Source organism: Acinetobacter sp. SW-226 (genome assembly GCF_055632855.1).
This window is the reverse complement of the sequence record NZ_CM145752.1, coordinates 174,567-194,035: the sequence shown is the minus strand read 5'-3', so window position 1 is coordinate 194,035 and position 19,469 is coordinate 174,567. Positions and strand designations below refer to the sequence as shown.

15 protein-coding genes are annotated in these 19,469 nt (G+C 41.3%); 9 read left to right on the top strand and 6 right to left on the bottom strand.

The annotated features are described in order from the left end of the window. Positions 1-14 precede the first annotated feature (14 nt). On the top strand, positions 15-461 hold the full coding sequence (locus tag ACZ8ZH_RS00820) for a pyridoxamine 5'-phosphate oxidase family protein (RefSeq protein ID WP_119063291.1): 447 nt from the start codon (positions 15-17) through the stop codon (positions 459-461). Positions 462-651: 190 nt separating this feature from the next. Here ACZ8ZH_RS00820 and ACZ8ZH_RS00815 read toward each other — a convergent pair whose 3' ends face one another. Further along, the gene (locus ACZ8ZH_RS00815) at positions 652-2,361 is read right to left on the bottom strand and encodes a GGDEF domain-containing protein (protein ID WP_470247799.1); all 1,710 of its coding nucleotides are present in this window, start codon (positions 2,359-2,361) and stop codon (positions 652-654) included. 1,091 nt (positions 2,362-3,452) lie between these two features. On the opposite strand from ACZ8ZH_RS00815, the gene omp33-36 reads away from it, so the two are divergent. Further along, positions 3,453-4,337 carry a porin Omp33-36 gene (gene omp33-36 / locus ACZ8ZH_RS00810; RefSeq protein ID WP_265733399.1) on the top strand — a complete coding sequence of 295 codons (885 nt, stop codon included), beginning with the start codon at positions 3,453-3,455 and terminating at the stop codon, positions 4,335-4,337. Positions 4,338-4,387: 50 nt separating this feature from the next. On the opposite strand, the gene betT is transcribed toward omp33-36, so the two are convergent. The 4 genes from betT to ACZ8ZH_RS00790 all read right to left on the bottom strand — a co-directional run bounded on the left by betT (position 4,388) and on the right by ACZ8ZH_RS00790 (position 9,503). Continuing rightward, positions 4,388-6,355 (bottom strand): choline BCCT transporter BetT, encoded by a 1,968-nt coding sequence (gene betT, locus ACZ8ZH_RS00805; RefSeq protein WP_086209143.1) that lies wholly within the window; start codon positions 6,353-6,355, stop codon positions 4,388-4,390. Between the two features lie 157 nt (positions 6,356-6,512). Next, positions 6,513-7,202 (bottom strand): ion channel, encoded by a 690-nt coding sequence (locus tag ACZ8ZH_RS00800; protein WP_086209144.1) that lies wholly within the window; start codon positions 7,200-7,202, stop codon positions 6,513-6,515. A gap of 253 nt (positions 7,203-7,455) precedes the next feature. Then, positions 7,456-9,171 (bottom strand): cation acetate symporter, encoded by a 1,716-nt coding sequence (locus tag ACZ8ZH_RS00795; RefSeq protein ID WP_086209145.1) that lies wholly within the window; start codon positions 9,169-9,171, stop codon positions 7,456-7,458. Further along, positions 9,171-9,503, bottom strand: a complete 333-nt coding sequence (locus ACZ8ZH_RS00790) for a DUF485 domain-containing protein (protein WP_086209146.1) — start codon at positions 9,501-9,503, stop codon at positions 9,171-9,173. The genes ACZ8ZH_RS00795 and ACZ8ZH_RS00790 overlap by 1 nt, the downstream gene beginning before the upstream one ends. Positions 9,504-9,688: 185 nt before the next feature. Between ACZ8ZH_RS00790 and ACZ8ZH_RS00785 the strand changes: the two genes are divergently transcribed. Both ACZ8ZH_RS00785 and ACZ8ZH_RS00780 read left to right on the top strand, forming a co-directional pair. Further along, on the top strand, positions 9,689-13,186 hold the full coding sequence (locus tag ACZ8ZH_RS00785; RefSeq protein WP_086209147.1) for a hybrid sensor histidine kinase/response regulator: 3,498 nt from the start codon (positions 9,689-9,691) through the stop codon (positions 13,184-13,186). 410 nt (positions 13,187-13,596) lie between these two features. Then, a complete protein-coding gene (locus ACZ8ZH_RS00780) occupies positions 13,597-14,364 on the top strand; it encodes a hypothetical protein (RefSeq protein ID WP_119063293.1) in 768 nt (255 codons plus the stop codon). A gap of 55 nt (positions 14,365-14,419) precedes the next feature. Here the strand turns inward: ACZ8ZH_RS00780 and ACZ8ZH_RS00775 are convergent, their stop codons facing one another. Further along, on the bottom strand, positions 14,420-15,070 hold the full coding sequence (locus ACZ8ZH_RS00775) for a response regulator (protein ID WP_086209149.1): 651 nt from the start codon (positions 15,068-15,070) through the stop codon (positions 14,420-14,422). A 377-nt stretch (positions 15,071-15,447) separates the two neighbouring features. Between ACZ8ZH_RS00775 and msuE the strand changes: the two genes are divergently transcribed. From msuE to ACZ8ZH_RS00750, 5 genes are all read left to right on the top strand, one after another. Next, complete coding sequence (gene msuE / locus ACZ8ZH_RS00770; protein ID WP_086209150.1) at positions 15,448-16,176, top strand: FMN reductase; 729 nt, start codon at positions 15,448-15,450, stop codon at positions 16,174-16,176. A gap of 27 nt (positions 16,177-16,203) precedes the next feature. Continuing rightward, the gene (gene sfnG / locus ACZ8ZH_RS00765; RefSeq protein ID WP_086209151.1) at positions 16,204-17,310 is read left to right on the top strand and encodes a dimethylsulfone monooxygenase SfnG; all 1,107 of its coding nucleotides are present in this window, start codon (positions 16,204-16,206) and stop codon (positions 17,308-17,310) included. A gap of 127 nt (positions 17,311-17,437) precedes the next feature. After that, a complete protein-coding gene (locus ACZ8ZH_RS00760; protein WP_086209152.1) occupies positions 17,438-17,848 on the top strand; it encodes a DoxX-like family protein in 411 nt (136 codons plus the stop codon). Then, entirely contained in the window at positions 17,845-18,675 is an 831-nt protein-coding gene (locus ACZ8ZH_RS00755; protein WP_119063294.1) for an SDR family NAD(P)-dependent oxidoreductase, read from the top strand. The genes ACZ8ZH_RS00760 and ACZ8ZH_RS00755 overlap by 4 nt, the downstream gene beginning before the upstream one ends. A gap of 61 nt (positions 18,676-18,736) precedes the next feature. After that, a complete protein-coding gene (locus ACZ8ZH_RS00750; RefSeq protein WP_119063295.1) occupies positions 18,737-19,351 on the top strand; it encodes a riboflavin synthase subunit alpha in 615 nt (204 codons plus the stop codon). Positions 19,352-19,469 lie beyond the last annotated feature (118 nt).

The following is a 19,469-nucleotide window of genomic DNA, read 5'->3' as shown; positions in this document are numbered from 1 at the left end:
AAGGAAAAATAAGAATGGTTATAGATACAAATAACTGGAATACAATTAAAAATGTTTTTTCTAAAGCACAGCAAGCAAATATGCATGCGAATATTGCTAGTGTTTCTCGCGATGGGATACCAAATATTACTCCAATTGGAACTGTCTTTTTGAATGATGATGGAACAGGATTTCTATTTGATGCATTCTCTCAACAATTAGCAGAAAACTTAAAGCAAAATAAAAATGTTTGTATCAGTGCTGTAAATTCAAGCAAATTATTTTGGCTATCATCTTTTATTAAAGGAGAATTAAGGCCCGCGACAGAAGACGAGAAATTACGAGTGAACGCTCGCATCCAGTCTCTAAAATGGACCAAAGGAAGTAAATTAATTTGGTCTGATTTCACCTATGTTAGAGAGTTTAATGTTAATTCTTACCGATGGATAAAGTACCCGCATATGATGGATCATTTAAAATAATGTTACACTAAAGCAGAATCCACTTTAAATAATATTTATCGACTTATTATTATGCAATGACACCCAAAATAGTAAAACTTTAAATTACATTTAAAATAGACCTCTTCCATAAATAAAAAAATGATCATCTTTTTATTTATGGAAGAAGTCTATTTTTACTCATTATGTGGATATAAATATCTCCGATACATTAACTCGCCACCTTATTTTTCCCCTGCTCTTTAGCTTGAAACAAGGCACGATCGGCTTTCTCCAAAAGTTCAGTCCAACTCGCAGCTCCAATCGCAACACCAATACTTATGGTCACACTCAAATCTGGACTACGTGTTGAATCCATTGATGCTGCTTCATAAATTTCACAGCGAATCTTCTCAGCAATTTTTAAAGCACGTTCCATGCTAATGTTTTCAATGAGTACAATAAATTCATCGCCGCCATAACGCACCAACAAATCAGAAGTCCGAATATTATCTTTTAATTTCTCAGCCACAAACTGAATGACTTGGTCACCCACCAAATGCCCATGAACATCATTCACTTGTTTAAAATAATCAATATCCATCATCATTAAACAAGTTTCAGAAAACTGCGTCGGCTGATTTTCCAAAAGCTTAATGTACTCGTTAAGCGCATAACGGTTTGCGACGCCTGTTAAAGAATCCAAATGTGCAATATTTTTCAACCGAAATTCCAATGCATCCCGTTGCTGAAGCGTGTGTTTAAGCTGCTGTATCGCTGTAAACAATGAATGTACATTGGCGGATTGATCTTTAGACTCTAAATCGTTAGAACGCATACTCGAATTAGACAAATCGAGAAGGATTTCCCGCGCCTGAATTAATGGAGCAAAAACTCTTTTTTGTGCATAAATCATAGTGAATAACGCAGCAATAATCGAGACTAATGAAATACTTACAGTCGTGAGCAAGACATTTTTAGCCTTACGTTTTTCAAGTGTGGCTTTTTCCACACTATATTTGAGCAAATAATTCTGCAAATCCACAACCGTAGTGAACTTATCAACAATCACCTCGGTAAGTTGTGTTCCCGTTAAATAATATGGCCGATGATAAATACTTTCATTCATCAATCGCTCAACAATCAACAATCCTTTGGCTAAGAACTCATTATAAACAGCTTGATGTAATGCCTTGAACTCAGGGGTTTTATCACGTTCAGGTTGGAGTGTATCAATCAGCTCCCACAAGTACATGACTTGCTTACGTGTTTGTAAGGAACGTGCCAAGTTGGTTTCAGGAATCGGTTGTTCAAAGGTTACATGCGCCATGACATTTGATGCTGCCCGCCCAGCTTGATCCCTTAAATCTGCCAATAACAAAATTTGCGTATAAAAATTTGAAATGGCCGTGTCTTTTCCTTCTGAAACGGCAATTACATCTTTTAAAACATCATGGCTACGTTCCCAAGCCGTAAACATTTTTAAAATAGCTTGATCCATTTTTTCTGCATTGCGTTGCTCACGTGGCAAAGCTGCATATTGATCTACTTGCTGTCTTCCCTGTGCTAATGCTTGTTCGAGCTGAGAAAATAAGTCTAATTTTAAATTAGAAAACCCCGATTTTTTAAGAATTTTCTGGGTACTACGCATTTGTTCATCGACATTAGCCCGATATGCTTTTAGCTCCAAGACATGTTTAGCAAAGTCTTGTTGATTACTCGACATCACTTTGTTCGCTGGTGCACGCTCTCGCGAAATTTTATTGGCAAGGTCAGCTACTGCTTGCAAAGCTTGTATCTCAATGAGTGCTTGGTTAGCTTTTATATAATCATTATAACTTTTGACCATCAAGGGAATAGAAAGACTACACAATGACAAAATAATAATGCTCATTGCGACATATAACTTTTTACTCAGATGTTCAGAGCGTACTTCTCGCATACTTAAACTACGCCCCCTATTCTGAAAAAAGAAAAAAATATAATCAATAATGCTCATTATACAAACAATATATATCTTATTTAAGTCATTAATTCTTTGTTTTGCCTAGTTTTTAGTATTCATTCATGCAAAATTCCTTGAGGCCCATACTCAAATACAAATGAAAGCTAAGGAAATCAATCATTAATAACTTTCATGTTAAAGATGAATTTCTTTCAATATTTTTTTAGACGCTTACATTTGAAGATGTCATATTTACATACGCAACATTATGGTGCATAATGCACAACATTGGGGCGAATTAGAATATACTCTCAGCAAATATTCTAATTTTCCCACAAGTTTTGGCAAGAAAACCCAATCTCCTCAAAAGATTGGGTTTTTTTTATGCCATGTTAAAATATGAATGAATGTATCGAACAAAATAATGCACAATTTTGGTTCAAAAAATATTTTAACCCCTTGCCTGCTTATAAAATAAAAGTCTCTGAATTTTAAATAAAAAAAAGCCCAACCTTGGGGAAAGTTGGGCATATAAACAAAAACTGTTTGAGGAGAATTAGCTTCTCAGAAAACAACAATATTGTTAAATGATTCGCTAAAATAATTATGAAATAAATCTGCTCGATTGTAAAGCCAAGTAAAGCACTATGAATTGATATAATTGCACAAAAATTGTGAGAATTCTCACAAATGACTTGCAGATATGTACATTATGCAAGCAAAAAACCGTTTTAATGCACTAAATTTAAGCATTTACATGATTTATGTCACAAAATTGAAGTGTTTAAAGGGGACTTTATTAGTTTTTTTACCGTTTGTTATTATTAATTCAATCTAATTTATCAATTAAAGAATCAGTTCAGGATAATTCAATATTGCGCATTCTCTGTTTTATAAAATAGATATACCCTATTGTTCTGACATAAGTTTTTTTTGGTTGACATGGATCTGTTTATTTGAGCATTTTTTACTCAATATCATAATTAGAGTATTTACTCAATATTATAATGTCATTAGAGTTCATTGACTTAATAAATTGTTACAATAGAATGTTCATTGTTTAATCCAATGTTAACAAACTGGTAAATATCATGAAAAAACTCGGTTTAGCCACTGCTTTATTATTAGCCATGACCGGTGCTCAAGCATACCAATTCGAAGTACAGGGTCAATCTGAATACATCGATGCATCTGATGCAAATGACAAAGATTTTACTGGCGGTTTACAAGGTACTTTCTACTTTAAAGATGTTGATTCATCTAAAGGTCCTTTAGCTGAAGCTGCTTTTTTAAACCAAGCTTCAAATGTTTCTTTGGCATATAACTATGCTGAATTAGGCTCTGAAGGTACTGATTTCATCGCTCACAACTACGGCGCAAAAGCTGAAGCGTATATCCCAACTAAAGTTGTTCCTGTATATGCAAGCGCATCTTACAGCCACACTATTTTAGATGGTAAAAACAGCGAAACACCTGATGACAATGGTGACCGTTATGCACTTGAAGTGGGTGCTTTAGCTGCTCCGAACTTCTTGGTTGCTGTAGGCTATACTAGCGTTGCTGACCAATTTGCTCTTGATGCGTTCAATGTAATGAGCAATGGTGTTGTTAAAGCTGTTGGTGAAACCGCAACAATTGGTGAAGACCAAGACGCAATCACTGCACGTACTAAATATGTAGGTAACATCGACGGTACAAACATGGCACTTGGTTTAGAAGCTGGTCTTGTTTATGGCGACGACACTGCTTACCAATTAAAAACTGATTTGTACTTAACGCCTAAATTGAGCGTAGGCGCATCTTATGCTGAATCAAGCTTTGCAGGTACTCCTGACTCAGCTTGGGGTGCAAACGTTAACTACTTCATCACTCCAGCAGTTGCTGTAGGCGCAAGCTATGTAAATGCTAACGCTAAAGAAATCGAAAATCTCGATACACAAACTGTTGGCGTAAATGCTAAATTCCGCTTCTAATTCAATTTAGAAACTGAATAAAAAAAAAGGACGCTTGAAGCGTCCTTTTTTTAGTTTGTGGTTCTGACTAAATTTAAGAAATGTAAATGACGTTCGTACTGGTCAATAATATCTTGCAGTAGATCTTCTAAAGTCCAATCCATCACATCATAATTCTGCCCACCTTCTCTTAAGAAAACCTCAGCCTGATAAAACTGCTGTTCCTCCAGTCTATCCGCCATAAAACTTGGCGGTTGCGTTTCACGGGCAACCACCTGATAGATGAAGTTAATTTCATTATGGTGATCTACGCGTAACTGCAAGCCATGCTCAATCTGTTGAATGGTCACGTCTAATTGACGACGCTGGAATTCCTTTTGTACCGCCGAAAAAGCAGCTTGCACCCGCTGTTCAATAAACTGCTCCACCTCAAGCTGAGTATGCGGATAATGCATAATCAGACCTAGACGCTGTTGCCAACTGCGTGGATTTTGAATCGCACGAGGGGTAATTCGCGCATCTTGCAGTGCACGCATTTTGGTGACATCTAAACGTAGTGCTTTCAATAAGCCCCAGCAGACCAACAGCATAATCAAAGTAAACGGTAAAGCACTCATAATTGTGGCCGATTGTAAGGCGGACAGCCCACCTGCCATCAGTAGGATAATCGACAGTAAAGCAATCAGAATGGTCCAAAACAACCGTTGCCATAAAGGTGAATTTTCTGTTTCTGCAGTTAAGTAATCAATCACCAATGAACCTGAGTCAGCAGAAGTGACAAAGAATAACACCACCAGAACGGTCGCAATCAGACTTGATATTTGAACGAAAGGCAAATGAGTTAAAAATTCAAATAGTGCAACCGATGAATCTTGTTGTACCGCAGTAATTAAAGAAGTGTGGCCTTCTTGAATAATACTGAACAGTGCCGCATTTCCCATAAAGCCCATCCAAATCAGCGTAAAACCTGTAGGAATGAACAGCACCCCAACAATAAACTCGCGAATGGTTCGACCTTTAGACACTCGGGCAATAAACATCCCCACAAAAGGCGACCACGAAATCCACCAAGCCCAATACATAATCGTCCAACCACCAATCCAACCATTCGGTTGATAGGCATATAAGTTGAAGGTCATGGCAAATAAGTTGGAAACATATTGCCCTGCATTTTGAATGCTAGTTTGTAGGATATAAATAGAAGAACTGGCAAAAAAGACAAACAGTAATAACACCAATGCGAGTACTAAGTTCAGTTCAGACAGACGTTTAATGCCTTTATCTAAACCAAAACCGACCGAGAGTGAAGCCAAAAAAGTGACAAAGATAATCAGTCCGACCTGAATCCCGATATTTTGCTGGATACCAAATAAATAATTCAGTCCCGAGTTAATTTGAGTTACCCCAAATCCAAGTGTAGTAGCGATCCCAAAAATAGTGCCTAAGGTTGCAAAAGTATCAACCGCATCTCCCGTTGCACCATAAATTTTTTTACCGACCAAAGGATATAAAGCGGAGCGAACTTTTAAAGGCAAATTATGTCGGAAAGAGAAATAAGCCAGTGACAAGCCCACAAGCGCATAAATGGCCCATGCATGTAATCCCCAATGGAAAAAGGTGATGCGCATCGCTTGTTGTGCAGCATCTACAGTTTGTCCATCGCCCGTGGGCGGATTGACATAGTGCATCACGGGTTCAGCCACACCAAAGAACATGAGACCAATCCCCATACCCGCGGTAAATAGCATGGCGAACCAAGAACCACTGCTATATTCAGGTAAACTATGGTCTGGACCAAGTTTGATCTTCCCCATGTCGGAGAGTGCAATAAATACCAGTATGATGAGAAATAATGCAACGGCTAAGACATAAAACCAGCTAAATGAATCAATAATCCATTGATTTAAATGTTTGGTCAAAGCCTCAAACCCGCTTGGGTCAAAAAGAATTAAGGCTAGAAAAAGCACTAGAATCACGACCGTGCTAAGAAATACATTCTGTTTGACGTTCGCAAACAATGATGGTTTTATGGAAGGCATAATTCCCCCAGAAAATTATTTTTAATACAAAGATATAACCAAGATGGTTAATGAGACGAGTCTGATTCAGACTGAAAAGTGAATTGTTTAAAGTTTAACGATTCAGAACCATCATAATTTATGTTTAAAAATAAGGCAGTGCGAATCCTGTAACAGTTTAATTTTCTTTATGATCATTGGGTCGATGCTGAATATATTGCAATGCGATTAAACGAGAGACAATTAGCGCAAAATACATGACGCCACAAAACATCTGTAACATGGCAATCATACGGGCCAGTGGTGTTAGCGGCATTAAATCAGACAAGCCCGTTGCCGACTGCAAACTAAAACTTAAAAATAATAAATCTAGCCATGACTGTGCGCCCACCACATTGGGATTTAAAAAGCTATTGGGCTCCAAAATCTGACAAATGCTATATAGAAAAGCAAAGCCCCATGCGATAAGGGTAAACACTGCACCCGCTGCAAAAAGCTCATCTTTGGTCAGATAACGGTCTGCGAACATATAGCGCAACAAGCCATAGGCCGCAATAAAATACGCCATTGCTTCAAAGGCATGACTAATCACCAAGAGCATCGGATGCGTGGCACCCAACAAAATCAATAAGGAAAAGAACAGGGCTCCACCGACAAAACTCAGCCCTAGAATGGTAAATACTGGGGTTTGGCGTATGACTTTGGCAATCATCAATAACACCAATACACCTAAGCCCCAAACCAAGACACGCAAAGACAAACTATGTCCACTCAGCATCGCCAAGATCAGCATCATAAATTGCAGTAACAGCAGCCATGCTGAAGGGAGTAAGCGGAAACCTTTCCAAAAGTCGACCAATACCTGCATATCTAGCCATCCAAGTTATTATTTTTTAAAGCCCAGTGTGGTTCATTTTTGTTCTACGTGGTTAATTTAACATGAATAAAATAGGAAGCTCATGGTTTTTGTAGATGTCATCACGTTCCTTTTCATCTTACTTACTTTTCCGCTAATACCTCCATCTAACAATGTCTAGATAAAAGACAGTTTGCGGTCAAAAGTTCAGAGCTACCCACAAAAAAAAAGCCCCATCAGTTGGGGCTTTTTTATCAGGTTCAGATTAGTGATCTGAAGCACCTGAGATACCAATACCTGTTTGTGAACGTACATACTGCGCATCAAATGCTTTACGTTCTGCTTGAGCTTGTGCTGAATTATCAGTCACAGAGAACAACCAGCAGCAGAAGAACGCCAATGGCATAGCAAAGATTGCTGGACCATTGAATGGGTTCACTGGGGTTTCAGAGATAGCCAAGGTATCTACCCAAACCGCTTTAGATAAGATAATCAATGTTACTGCAGTTGCTAGACCAACCACGCCACCAATCACCGCACCACGTGTGGTTAAACCTTTCCAGAACATTGAAAGTACAAGTACTGGGAAGTTTGCACATGCTGCTACAGAGAATGCTAGACCCACCATGAAGGCTACGTTTTGCTTCTCGAACAGAATTCCTAAAATCATCGCAAAAATAGCAAGACCTAAAGTCGCGATTTTAGACATACGAAGTTCAGATTCAGGGGTTGTTTGACCTTTCTTGAATACGTTTGCATACAAGTCATGTGAAATTGCTGAAGCACCAGACAATGTCAAACCAGCTACTACGGCAAGAATTGTTGCGAATGCTACCGCTGAAATGAAGCCCATGAACAAGTCACCGCCAAGAGCGTCAGACAAGTGCACCGCAGCCATGTTGTTACCACCTACAAGCTCAAGCTTGCCAGTTACTGCCATTTTCGCAACATCAAGGAACTGAGGGTTATTCGATACATAAAGGATCGCACCAAAGCCAATGATGAAAGTTAATAGGTAGAAGTAACCAATGAAACCTGTTGCAACAACCACTGATTTACGTGCTTCTTTAGCATCTTTAACAGTAAAGAAACGCATCAAGATGTGTGGAAGACCTGCTGTACCGAACATTAATGCAAGACCTAAAGAAATCGCATCAATTGGGTTCGCTGCAAGTTTACCAGGGCCCATAATATTGCCCGCTTCTGCTAAAGAAATATCATGAACTTTAGAGAAAACTTGAATTGATTGAGAGAACATTTCAGAGAAGCTGAAGCCCACGCCTTTCATCACCATGAAAGCCATGAATGTTGCACCAGACAAAAGCATTACAGCTTTAATAATCTGCACCCAAGTCGTTGCCAACATCCCACCGAAGATCACGTAAGCCATCATTAGAAGACCCACAATCACCACCGCAATGTTATAGTTCAAACCAAATAACAGTTTGATCAGCTGACCTGCACCCACCATCTGAGCGATCAGATAGAATGCAACCACCACCAATGAACTCACCGCAGCAAGTGTACGTACTGGTTTTTCAGCTAAACGGAATGACACCACGTCAGATAAGTTGAACTTACCTAAGTTACGTAGACGCTCAGCAACCAAGAACAATACGATTGGCCAGCCCACCATGAAGCCAAGTGAGTAAAGCAAACCATCAAAGCCTGAGCTGAAAACCATTGCGGAAATACCCAAGAATGACGCTGCGGACATATAGTCACCCGCAATTGCTAAACCATTTTGGAAGCCCGAAATACCGCCACCCGCTGTATAAAAGTCAGCAGTATTGGTAGTTTGTTTTGCTGCCCATTTAGTGATCAGCAATGTAAAGCCCACAAAAATTGCGAACATGATAATGGCATGCCAGTTTGTCGCCTGCTGTTGAGCCTCACCTAAATCAGGGCTTGCGATTGCTAGGCTTGAAGCCAACAGTGTTATCGTAGCGACTGTAAGCGCTTTCAATGAATTCCATTTCATTAGTGCTGTCCTTTCTCTTGCGCAATGGCTTCAACTTCACGCATTGCTTCTTCATTTAATGCATCTAGTTTGTTATTCGAAATATACGAATACACACCACATAAAACAAAAGACAATACAATAATGCTTAGGCCTAATGGCATGCCAATCGTGGTCACCCCACCACTGACTGAAGTCATTAGAAACTCTTTGTTGTAACCAACTAACAACATGAAACCAACGTACACAACCAACATAATGCCCGTTAATGTCCAACTGAGTTTACTTTTACGACTAACCATTTCCTTGAATTTGGGATTTTGTAGAATCTGTTCTACTTGTCTCTCGTCCATAACCACACTCCTGTCTGTATCCAACCGTAGATACAATTTTTTAATTCGAATTATTACATTTGCTAAATTAGCAAGCTTCTGTATTGGTTGTAATTTAGACTTTGGTCTCTAAATTTTAAACAAGCACAGCAGGCTCTCTCCGAGATGCGTTATGATGCAACCATGGTGGAAAAACTTTAGGTAAAATGAACAGCTGGCTCATCATAGGGGTCTTGGCCCTCTACATTGCATTACTCTTTATCTGCGCCTTTTTTGGTGAAAAACACGCCAGTCGCCTGAGTACGCGTGGGCGCATGCTATTGTTTAGTTTAACTTTAGGCGTCTACTGCTCATCATGGACTTTTTATGGTGCTACAGGTGCGGCAGTTCGTGAAGGCATTATCTTTCTGCCCATTTACCTTGGTCCACTACTCTTCGTTGCACTGGGCTATGACATTTGGCGTCGTTTAGGGCGTGTCCGCCAGCACCATGCGATTTCATCCATCGCAGACTTTGTCGCAGCACGCTATGGTAAAAGCGGACCTTTAGCCTCAATGGTGACTATCCTCGCCGTCATTGCCATTATTCCTTACCTTGCCCTTCAGCTGCGGGCCATTGCCCTCAGTGCTGCGGTAATTTTAGAACCAACAGCAGGTAGCATTGCCTCAACCACCAACGGTGTCCTGTTCCTCACTGGCATTTTGGCCATTTTGGCCATGATTTTTGGAACCAGACAGATTGCCAATACCGAACAACATGGCGGTCTGATGTTAGCAGTTGCCTTTGAGTCTTTTGTCAAACTATTTGCTTTACTCTGTGTGGCCCTCTTTTTCGTGTTTGCTGCACCTGAAAATGTCCATCAAATCTCTAAAGACGTCGCAGAGACGTTCCATCAAGTACAGCTAATCGGTGTGCCCGATACCTTCTGGATTCAAACCTTATTAGCAGGGTTAGCGATCATTTGTTTACCGCGTCAGTTCCACGTCGCTGTGGTTGAACTCCGCGATGAAAAGCACATTCGCGGGGCACGGCGCTGGTTTGCTGTCTATTTAGTTTTAACCATCATTGCGATTATCCCGATTGCCAGTTGGGCGCTGCATGCAACGCCTGGTTATTTAGCGATCCCGGATGTCGCAGTCCTGTCTTTACCTTTGAGTTATGGACAAGACTGGTTAACTCTTTTGGCATTTTTAGGGGGATTTTCGGCCTCTACGGGTATGTTGTTGGTATCATCCGTCGCCTTATCTATCATGCTGAGTAACGACCTAATCATGCCAGCTTTATGGCGCACAAATGTGCTATCACGTCATGACAAGCGTCTACCTTTGGTACTGAAATTCACCCGTCGGGTCTGTATTTTAGCCGTCATGCTTCTGGGCTTTTTGTTCTTCCATTTCTTCAATGACATTGACCAATTATCAGTCTTTGGCTTATTGGCCTTTAGTGCTGTGGCTCAATTCTCACCTGCTCTCATTGGTGGTCTTTACTGGCGTGGTGGTAGTAAACAAGGGGTCTATGCAGGTCTATTGGCAGGTTTTGGCATGTGGGCCTACACCCTGCTGTTACCCACTGTATTACGCAGTTTACCGGCTGAATATGCACACTTCACCGAAAGCTTCCTCAATTTCGGACCAATGGGCATTAACTGGTTACGTCCTGAAGCCCTGCTCGGTTTTGAATCCTTTGCCGCGCTTACCCATGGCGTGGTGTGGGCACTCGGTCTGAATATTATTTTATACATTTGGATTTCCCGTGTATTTCGTCCAAGCGTGGCTGAACAAATTCAGGCTGAAAGCTTTTTCTATTATGAAACCAAGCCACTGCCAACACAAAGCACGTCAACGGACATCAACTACATTCATCACGATGTTGCACGTTTGAAAGTCGGTGATTTGATCACCTTAGCCAAACGGATTACAGGCGATGGCGCAACCATGCGCGCATTTCAACAGTTCTGCGCACAAAACAATGTGGTGCTGAATGAAAACAGCAATGCCAACGGTATGTGGTGGCGTTTTACCGAACAATATTTAGCAGGCACTATCGGCGCTGCGTCGGCGCGTACCCTGCTCACCACCGCGATGGTCAACAATGGTCTCGCACTTGGCCAAGTGGCAAACATTCTAGACCAAGCCTCACAATGGCAACGTTTTAATCAAAACCTGATCATGACCATGATTGACCACATGACCCAAGGGGTGAGTGTGGTCGATGAAAACATGTGTTTGGTGGCATGGAATAACCAATATTTAAAACTGTTTGATTATCCTAAAGACATTGTCTATGTCGGTTGTCCAATTTCTGATTTGATTCGATATAACGCAGAACGCGGCGAGTGTGGCCCAGGTTCGGTCGAGGAACATGTACGGAAACGGATGCACTGGATGCAAGTTGGTAGCGCACATGAGTTTGAACGGATCCGTAAAGATGGTCGTGTCATTCAAATGCGCGGTAACCCGATTGAAGGCGGTGGCTTTGTCACCACCTTTGCCGACATTACCGCCTTCCGTGAAAATGAAGCCATGCTTGAGGCACGGGTTCAAGATCGAACTCAACAGTTGGCAGATGCATTGTCTGAACAACAACTGGCACGTGAACAAGCCGATAAAGCCAATATGTCAAAAAGTCGCTTTATTGCCGCTGCCAGTCATGACTTATTGCAACCGATGCATGCTGCACGTCTGTTCAGTACCGCTTTAGAACAAAGCGTACAAAGTGAAGAAGACCGCAAAACTTTACAACAGCTTGATCGTGCCTTACATGGGGCGGAAAGTATGTTGTCTGCATTATTAGATATTGCCCGTCTTGAAGGTGGCACTATTCAACCCAACCGTCAGGCTTATCCGCTACATGATTTACTCAGTGACCTTGAATTGCAGTTTAAATCTATTGCCGCACAACGAGGTATTCGTTTCAGCGTACATGATGCGCAATTCTGGATAGATACCGACCCACAGTGGATTCGTCGTATTATTCAAAACTTTGTGAGTAATGCCCTGCGCTATACTGCCAAAGGCAAAGTGGTAGTGGGCGTACTTCGTTCCAGTGATCAACCACGTCATATTCGAATTGGGGTTTGGGATACAGGCCCCGGTATTGCAGAAGAACAGCGAATCAAACTGTTTCAAGAATTCGAGCGCTGTGGTCATACCTCGCCATGGGGTGAACAAGGTTTAGGTCTAGGTTTAGCCATCGTGCAACGAATGACCAGTCTGCTCGACTACCCTGTACATGTCTATTCAGAATATGGCAAAGGTTCCTGCTTTATGATTGAAGTCCCGATCATAGACCCACCAAAAGTGGTTGCTGCACCTGTACAGGCCGTTCCACTCAAAACCAAAGCCTATAAAATTCTGTGTTTGGACAATGACGAAACGATTTTAGAAGGGATGTCGACGTTACTCACTAAATGGGGCTATCAAGTGTTTAAAGCGACTGAACCTGAACAAGCGTTTGAAATGATTCAGCAAGAAAACATTCAGGTCTGGTTGGTCGATCAGCACTTGAATCATGACAAAATCGGGTTGGACTTTATTTTAGCCAACCGTCAAGAAAACGTGCCTGTTGCCTTGATCACAGCAGATTCAGATCCTGAACTGCCTCAACGGGTCAAAGACATGAATATTGTATTGTTGAAGAAACCATTAAAACCCGCCTCATTACGCGCATGGCTCTCGGGTTTAAAAATTTCAAACACTGAATAAATTCGCTACATGTATTCACAAACCTCAAGTGATCCTATTTGAGGTTTGTCACTTTGAACCTCAAAATCTTAAGCCAAATGACTAAAGTTTCGCCCCCACTAACCAAAGTGATCATTTTGAGTATATTTGAGCCCATTTAAACTGGCTAAAAATTACACATTTACTTTTACTATGGCAAAATACACCAGTTACATTAGTGAACACTTGTATACTTAGTTACAATTTTTTAAACCATTGTTTTATATTAATTAAATATATTGAAAAATCAAAAATACGACTTTAGTCGTATTCATATCCATAAGGCATTGGCAGATAACTAGGACTAAGAAAAGATCAGTTTTGTCTAAATGTGTGCCTTCTTTCTTTAGCTCAAGAAACTGATCATCCATATCTCATATTGGAGTTTTACGATGAACATTTCTAAAGCCATGCCACACGGTTCAGATCAGTCACAACAATTCTTACGTCAATATAGTGCCAATGCATTTTTACCAACAATTGACTGGCGTGAACTATTTAAACAAAGCAAGCTCAGTGAAACCCATGTTCAAGCCTTAGACACCTTGTATCACAGTGCTGTCCCACTCGCATTGCAAGTGTTTGAACAACTCGATTTTGATGTGTTCCAACCAGTAGCCTACCAGCCACAAGGCTTAGGTCTGTTTGAAAAGCTGCAACAACAAGAACAGCAATTACTGCTCGCCTTAGAGGCAGAAAGTAGCGGTTTAAATGAAGATGTGCGTCATCAGATATGGAGTATGCTGCTCCGTGGCGGTGCAGTGCTGGTGTTTAAAGCATGGCTTGGTAAAGTCAAAACCGATCAGGATGAACTCGACACTACCCAGTTTGACCAACTTTCGGATCTACTCTTTATCAAGACCCCACCACAAGTTTTAGCGGAACGCTTAGCTATTAATGCTCAAGGGACTCAAGATCATATTTTCCTGATGTATGACAACGAAGTTTATTTAGACCGTTTCAACAGCCTCGAAACTGCTGCACTTTTTGTCGATCTTGGGGTATATGATGCAGCCTTTTTAAGTCTAAGGGATGATCGTGTCGCAGCCTATTTAAAACAATTGGGCTATGTCTCTGACGAGCAAATTGATGACCTGCAATGTGCTTTAAATCCTCTGTTCTGTACAGATGTTACCAGTAAACAAAATTGCTTGGCTTAAGTCCAAAACATAAAAAAAGCGCTGATGTTTCAGCGCTTTTTTTATCTCAATGATTTTAGATTTTCTTTTCTTCAATATTTAAAGCATTGATCGCCAGCACAGCTTGAGTTCGGTTTTGTACTCCAAGCTTACGGAAAATAGCAGTCACATGTGCTTTAATTGTCGCTTCTGAAACATCAAGTTCATAGGCAATTTGCTTATTCAACAAGCCTTCTGCCACCATCATCAATACACGGAACTGCTGTGGGGTCAAAGACTGAATACGCTCAGCCAAAGCTGTTTCATCCGCTGCACGTGGGTCAAAGTTCATGTTCGCAGGTAAATTTGGTGGTAACCAAATTTCGCCATCTAAGACTTCACGAATGGCTTCGCCAATATGACTTGGGTGTGCTGATTTTGGAATATAGCCCATTGCACCATGTGCAATTGAACGTTGAATAATCGAAGTTTCTTCATGTGCAGAAACCACAATAATCGGCAATGATGGATACTGAGCACGGACATGTACCAATGCTGAAAAGCCTGAAGCACCAGGTAAGTTTAAATCCAATAACACCAAGTCAGGTTCAGGACCTTTTTCAAGGCGTTCATAGAATTCGTTTACTGCAGCTGTCTCATGAATCTGAGCTTGCGGTAAGCTATAACGAACAGCTTGGATCAACGCATGGCGAAACAGCGGATGGTCATCAACGATTAATATATTCATAAGCAACGAGAGATTTCGAGTGCACTAGTCTTGACTATTCTAACCATACAAGTGCCGATAAGGATATGCAAAGTATAACTTTTTTTCACTTTATCACGCTTTATGCACTAAAACGGCAGCAAATTCAGTTCAATCCCACAATATAAATAACTAATCACATTTTGATATAAATTTTATACTCATAATGAAAAACCTTATTTAAACTAAATATATATTTTGATTTCAAATGTTTGAAAAAAAATTGGAGTCCATTTGAAACACAAAAAAGATATATCTTAAAATCTGATAACTTAACGCTATTTCTTTATTTTACAGTCTAAGCCGAGATATTAGATAAATAAGCCCATTCCGAGATACAACATTTTAGGGCTTTTCTTATGTCAACTTTACTGCAAAAACCACTCAATATTGTCGCTGTGTCAGGTGGTTTAAATACCCCGTCTAAAACCGAAGCGCTAGTGCAAGAAATTTTAAATGAACTAGGTGAAGCAACCCCAATCCATGTACATTTTATTAAGTTTAGTGAAATTGGACATTTACTTGGTGGCGCAATTTACCGCAACCAACTGCCACAACGTGTGCAAGATGACTTAGCCGCGGTCGAAGCTGCTGATGCATTGATTGTTGGAACACCAGTTTACCGCGCCTCTTTTACGGGCTTGTTTAAACATTTTTTCGACTTTGTTGAACAAACAGCACTGGTCGATGTACCAGTACTACTTGCCGCATCGGGTGGCAGTGAACGCCATGCACTGGTACTTGAACACCAACTTCGTCCACTCTTCAGTTTCTTCCAAGCGCAAACTTTACCGATTGGCGTCTATGCCACAGACAAAGACTTTACCCCAGCGTATACCATCCAAAGTGAATTATTACGAGATCGGATTACTCTTGCGGTAGCTCGTGCTTTACCCATCCTAGAGTGGGCCCCTGCGAAAGGTCAGCGTGCAGAAGTGGTGAAAGAAAAGACCCAACTAGCCAATCAGAACTTGGGTATCAACACGCAAATTGAACAAGACGATGTACTGCCTTCAGCTGCGGTCCCAAATTTAGATGCAGCTGAGTCTCGCTTGCATCAGAAAAAAGCCAAACCACAAGTCGCTTAACGCAAAAAGCATGGAGAGGGTTTTCACATGTCACAACAGAATAAAAATATTACGTTTGCTTATTGGGTTCCCAATGTCAGCGGTGGCTTAGTGGTAAGTAATATTGAGCAACGCACAGATTGGAGCTATGACTATAACGTCCGTTTAGCGCAGACTGCGGAAAAGAATGGCTTTGACTATGCTCTAACTCAGATTCGTTTTACTGCGGGTTATAACGCAGAAAACCAACATGAATCGGTCAGTTTTAGTCACGGTATTTTAGCCAAAACCAGCAAACTCAAAGTGATTGCAGCCATTTTACCTGGCCCGTGGAAACCCGTGCTTGCCGCAAAACAGCTTGCAACCATCGACCATTTAACTCAAGGACGTATTGCGATTAATGTGGTCAGTGGTTGGTTCCGCGGCGAATTTGATGCCATTGGTGAAGCATGGCCTGAACATGACCAACGCTATGCCCGCTCGGAAGAATTTATTCGTGCATTAAAAGGTGTTTGGACCCAAGACAACTATAGTTTCAATGGAAAATACTACCAGTTCAAAGACTACACCTTGTCACCCAAACCTGTGCAGAAGCCACACATTGAAATTTTCCAAGGCGGCAGTTCTCGTGCTGCACGGGATATGGCATCGCGGGTTTCAGACTGGTATTTCACCAATGGCAATACCCCTGAGGAGCTTAAAAAACAGATTGATGATATTCGTGCAAAAGCCCAACAGAATGGCCATCAGGTCAAAATTGGGGTGAATGCTTTTATCATTGCCCGAGATACCGAGGAAGAAGCGCAAAGTGTTCTGCAAGAAATTATTGATAAAGCGAATATTCAAGCGGTTCATGCCTTTGGCGATGCCACCCGTGAGGCGGGTGCTGCAACACTTGAAGGTGAAGGCAATTGGGCCAAATCGACCTTTGAAGATTTAGTTCAATACAATGATGGCTTTAAAACCAATTTGATTGGTACACCAGGCCAAATTGCGGAACGTATTGTGGAATTAAAAGCCGTTGGGGTGGATTTAATCCTTTCAGGTTTTTTACATTTTATCGAAGAGGTTGAATACTTCGGTGCCAAAGTGTTGCCATTGGTTCGTGAGTTGGAAGCTCAACAGCAATCCGTTGAGACTGCCAAATCTGCTTAGCTCGGTAAGCAGCAGACACGAACTAAAAAATAATAATGATAGGTGACTCTATTCTTCCCTCAAGGCTCGGCTTGAGGGTTTTTTTATTGGTGTATAATCCGTACAAAGTAAAAAATAACCCCTTGATATGAACAACAACCCACTCTTGAAATTCATCAATCTCTCTTTGGCCTTTTTATGGGGCTATCAGGGTTTAGTCCCTAAAATCCTCTTTATCAATCCCGATGAAATTGCCATTTGGCAAACTTTTGGGTTTTCCTACGCACAGGCCCAACTGGCAGGTCAGCTCTCAGGTGTGCTTGAGTGTGTTTTTGCTTTATTGTTCCTATTTAATTCAAGTAAATATCTGCATTACCTCAGTATCTTCAGCTTAGTGTTTTTATTCGCACTGGTCGCTTTTCTGATACCAGACAGTCTTGTTCGTGCTTTTAATCCTGTGGTCATGAATATTGCCATGATTAGTTTATCCGTTTGTTATTGTATGCTTCGCAATCAGGAAACGGCTTCCTTTAGTACACAAAATAAAGGATCAATATGACTTCAAAATCAGGTTGCATCGTCATTACAGGCAGTTCTAAAGGTATCGGCTTGGGTTTAGCTCATGCCTTCTTAGAACAACAAGCCGTGGTAATATCTAGTCGAAATAGCACAGATTTGCAGCGCACCCTGCAACAGTTGCGACATCGCTTTCCCACTGCGCAGATTCATGCCGTCACGTGTGATGTCACGCAGATCCATGAAGTACAAACGCTTTGGGATGAAGCTGTTCAACAATTTGGCGCTGTTCAGATTTGGATTAATAATGCAGGCAGTTGTACGGCGACTCTGGACTTTAAAGATCTCGCAGCAGCAGACATACAGACGGTGGTTCAAACCAATATTCTCGGCAGTATGTTCGGCTCACAAGTGGCCTTAAACGGCATGCTGGCACAAGGCTATGGTCAAATTTTCAATATGGAAGGTTGGGGTACTCGCGGCGAGTGGAGTGCAGGCATGACGACCTATGCTACCACCAAACGTGCCGTAGGGTACTTTAGTCAAGCCCTGTTTAAAGAAACCAAACAGACCCACATTCAAGTCGGCACACTCAGCCCCGGAATGGTAGCAACCGACCTACTGGTATCCTCATGGCAAAATGGCAATGTGCAGCACTGGAACAAAATGAAAAGGCTATTCTTTTTTATTATTGATCCACCTGAAGTGGTCTGTCACTATTTGGCTCAACGCATTTTAGAGAATAAGCGTCGCCATAGTCGCATCGTATGGATGACGCCATTACGTCTGTTGCTCCGATTTTTGCGGCCCTATTATTGGCGACGGAATCCCATCAAAGATACAGCTTTAGCGCATCTCCACTCAAAATAATGCCACATCAAGTGATAGATCATTTACATTAAACATAAACCCCGAATTAGGAAGACTTCTGATGTACACAGGTATCGTACAAGGCTTAGAGAAAATCTTAGATGTCCGTCAAGGTGATGGCTTTAGCACCCTTGTGGTTTCAAATACCCACAACTTTTTTCACGATGTCTTCATCGGTGCAAGTGTAGCCATTAACGGCACCTGCTTAACTGCGACGCATATTGATCTTGCCGCCAATCAAGTCCATTTTGATGTCTCGGATTTGACTCGACGCCTGACCACTTTAGGGACTTTACAGGCAGGAGATGAGGTCAATATCGAACGTTCAGCCAAAGTCGGAATGGAAAATGGGGGGCACAACTTGTATGGACATATCGAAGGAACAGCCACGGTCAAGCAGCTGAGCCGTCACGGCGAGACCTTACATGTGGATCTCCACATTCCAGAGGGCAATATCAAATACTTTTTCTTAAAAGGCTTTATTGGTCTGAATGGTTGTAGCCTCACCATCAACCGTGTTGATCGTAACAGCCATGAAATTTCAGTTGATTTGATTCCTGAAACCTTACGTTTAACCACGTGGGCATCGGTAAAAGTGGGGGATGCGGTCAATTATGAAATTGATCAAATGACACGGACGATGGTCGATACTTTAGAGAATATCCATCAGCGTTAAGATCGCTCTTCTATCTAATTCGACTGCATCCTATATACATGTTTATAGCGCAATCCAGACCTGTTGTTGCTTATGCTTAAATAAAAATACCGTCTGCTTAAGACGGTATTTTTAGGCC

Excerpts from the sequence above, each read along its gene's own strand:
- ACZ8ZH_RS00760 (WP_086209152.1), top strand. The coding sequence starts at position 17,438 with ATGAACAACAACCCACTCTTGAAATTCATCAATCTCTCTTTGGCCTTT.
- ACZ8ZH_RS00780 (WP_119063293.1), top strand. The coding sequence starts at position 13,597 with ATGAACATTTCTAAAGCCATGCCACACGGTTCAGATCAGTCACAACAA.
- sfnG (WP_086209151.1), top strand. The coding sequence starts at position 16,204 with ATGTCACAACAGAATAAAAATATTACGTTTGCTTATTGGGTTCCCAAT.
- ACZ8ZH_RS00800 (WP_086209144.1), bottom strand. The coding sequence starts at position 7,202 with ATGCAGGTATTGGTCGACTTTTGGAAAGGTTTCCGCTTACTCCCTTCA.
- ACZ8ZH_RS00820 (WP_119063291.1), top strand. The coding sequence starts at position 15 with ATGGTTATAGATACAAATAACTGGAATACAATTAAAAATGTTTTTTCT.
- ACZ8ZH_RS00775 (WP_086209149.1), bottom strand. The coding sequence starts at position 15,070 with ATGAATATATTAATCGTTGATGACCATCCGCTGTTTCGCCATGCGTTG.
- ACZ8ZH_RS00795 (WP_086209145.1), bottom strand. The coding sequence starts at position 9,171 with ATGAAATGGAATTCATTGAAAGCGCTTACAGTCGCTACGATAACACTG.
- ACZ8ZH_RS00790 (WP_086209146.1), bottom strand. The coding sequence starts at position 9,503 with ATGGACGAGAGACAAGTAGAACAGATTCTACAAAATCCCAAATTCAAG.
- ACZ8ZH_RS00755 (WP_119063294.1), top strand. The coding sequence starts at position 17,845 with ATGACTTCAAAATCAGGTTGCATCGTCATTACAGGCAGTTCTAAAGGT.
- ACZ8ZH_RS00815 (WP_470247799.1), bottom strand. The coding sequence starts at position 2,361 with ATGCGAGAAGTACGCTCTGAACATCTGAGTAAAAAGTTATATGTCGCA.
- msuE (WP_086209150.1), top strand. The coding sequence starts at position 15,448 with ATGTCAACTTTACTGCAAAAACCACTCAATATTGTCGCTGTGTCAGGT.
- ACZ8ZH_RS00785 (WP_086209147.1), top strand. The coding sequence starts at position 9,689 with ATGAACAGCTGGCTCATCATAGGGGTCTTGGCCCTCTACATTGCATTA.
- betT (WP_086209143.1), bottom strand. The coding sequence starts at position 6,355 with ATGCCTTCCATAAAACCATCATTGTTTGCGAACGTCAAACAGAATGTA.
- ACZ8ZH_RS00750 (WP_119063295.1), top strand. The coding sequence starts at position 18,737 with ATGTACACAGGTATCGTACAAGGCTTAGAGAAAATCTTAGATGTCCGT.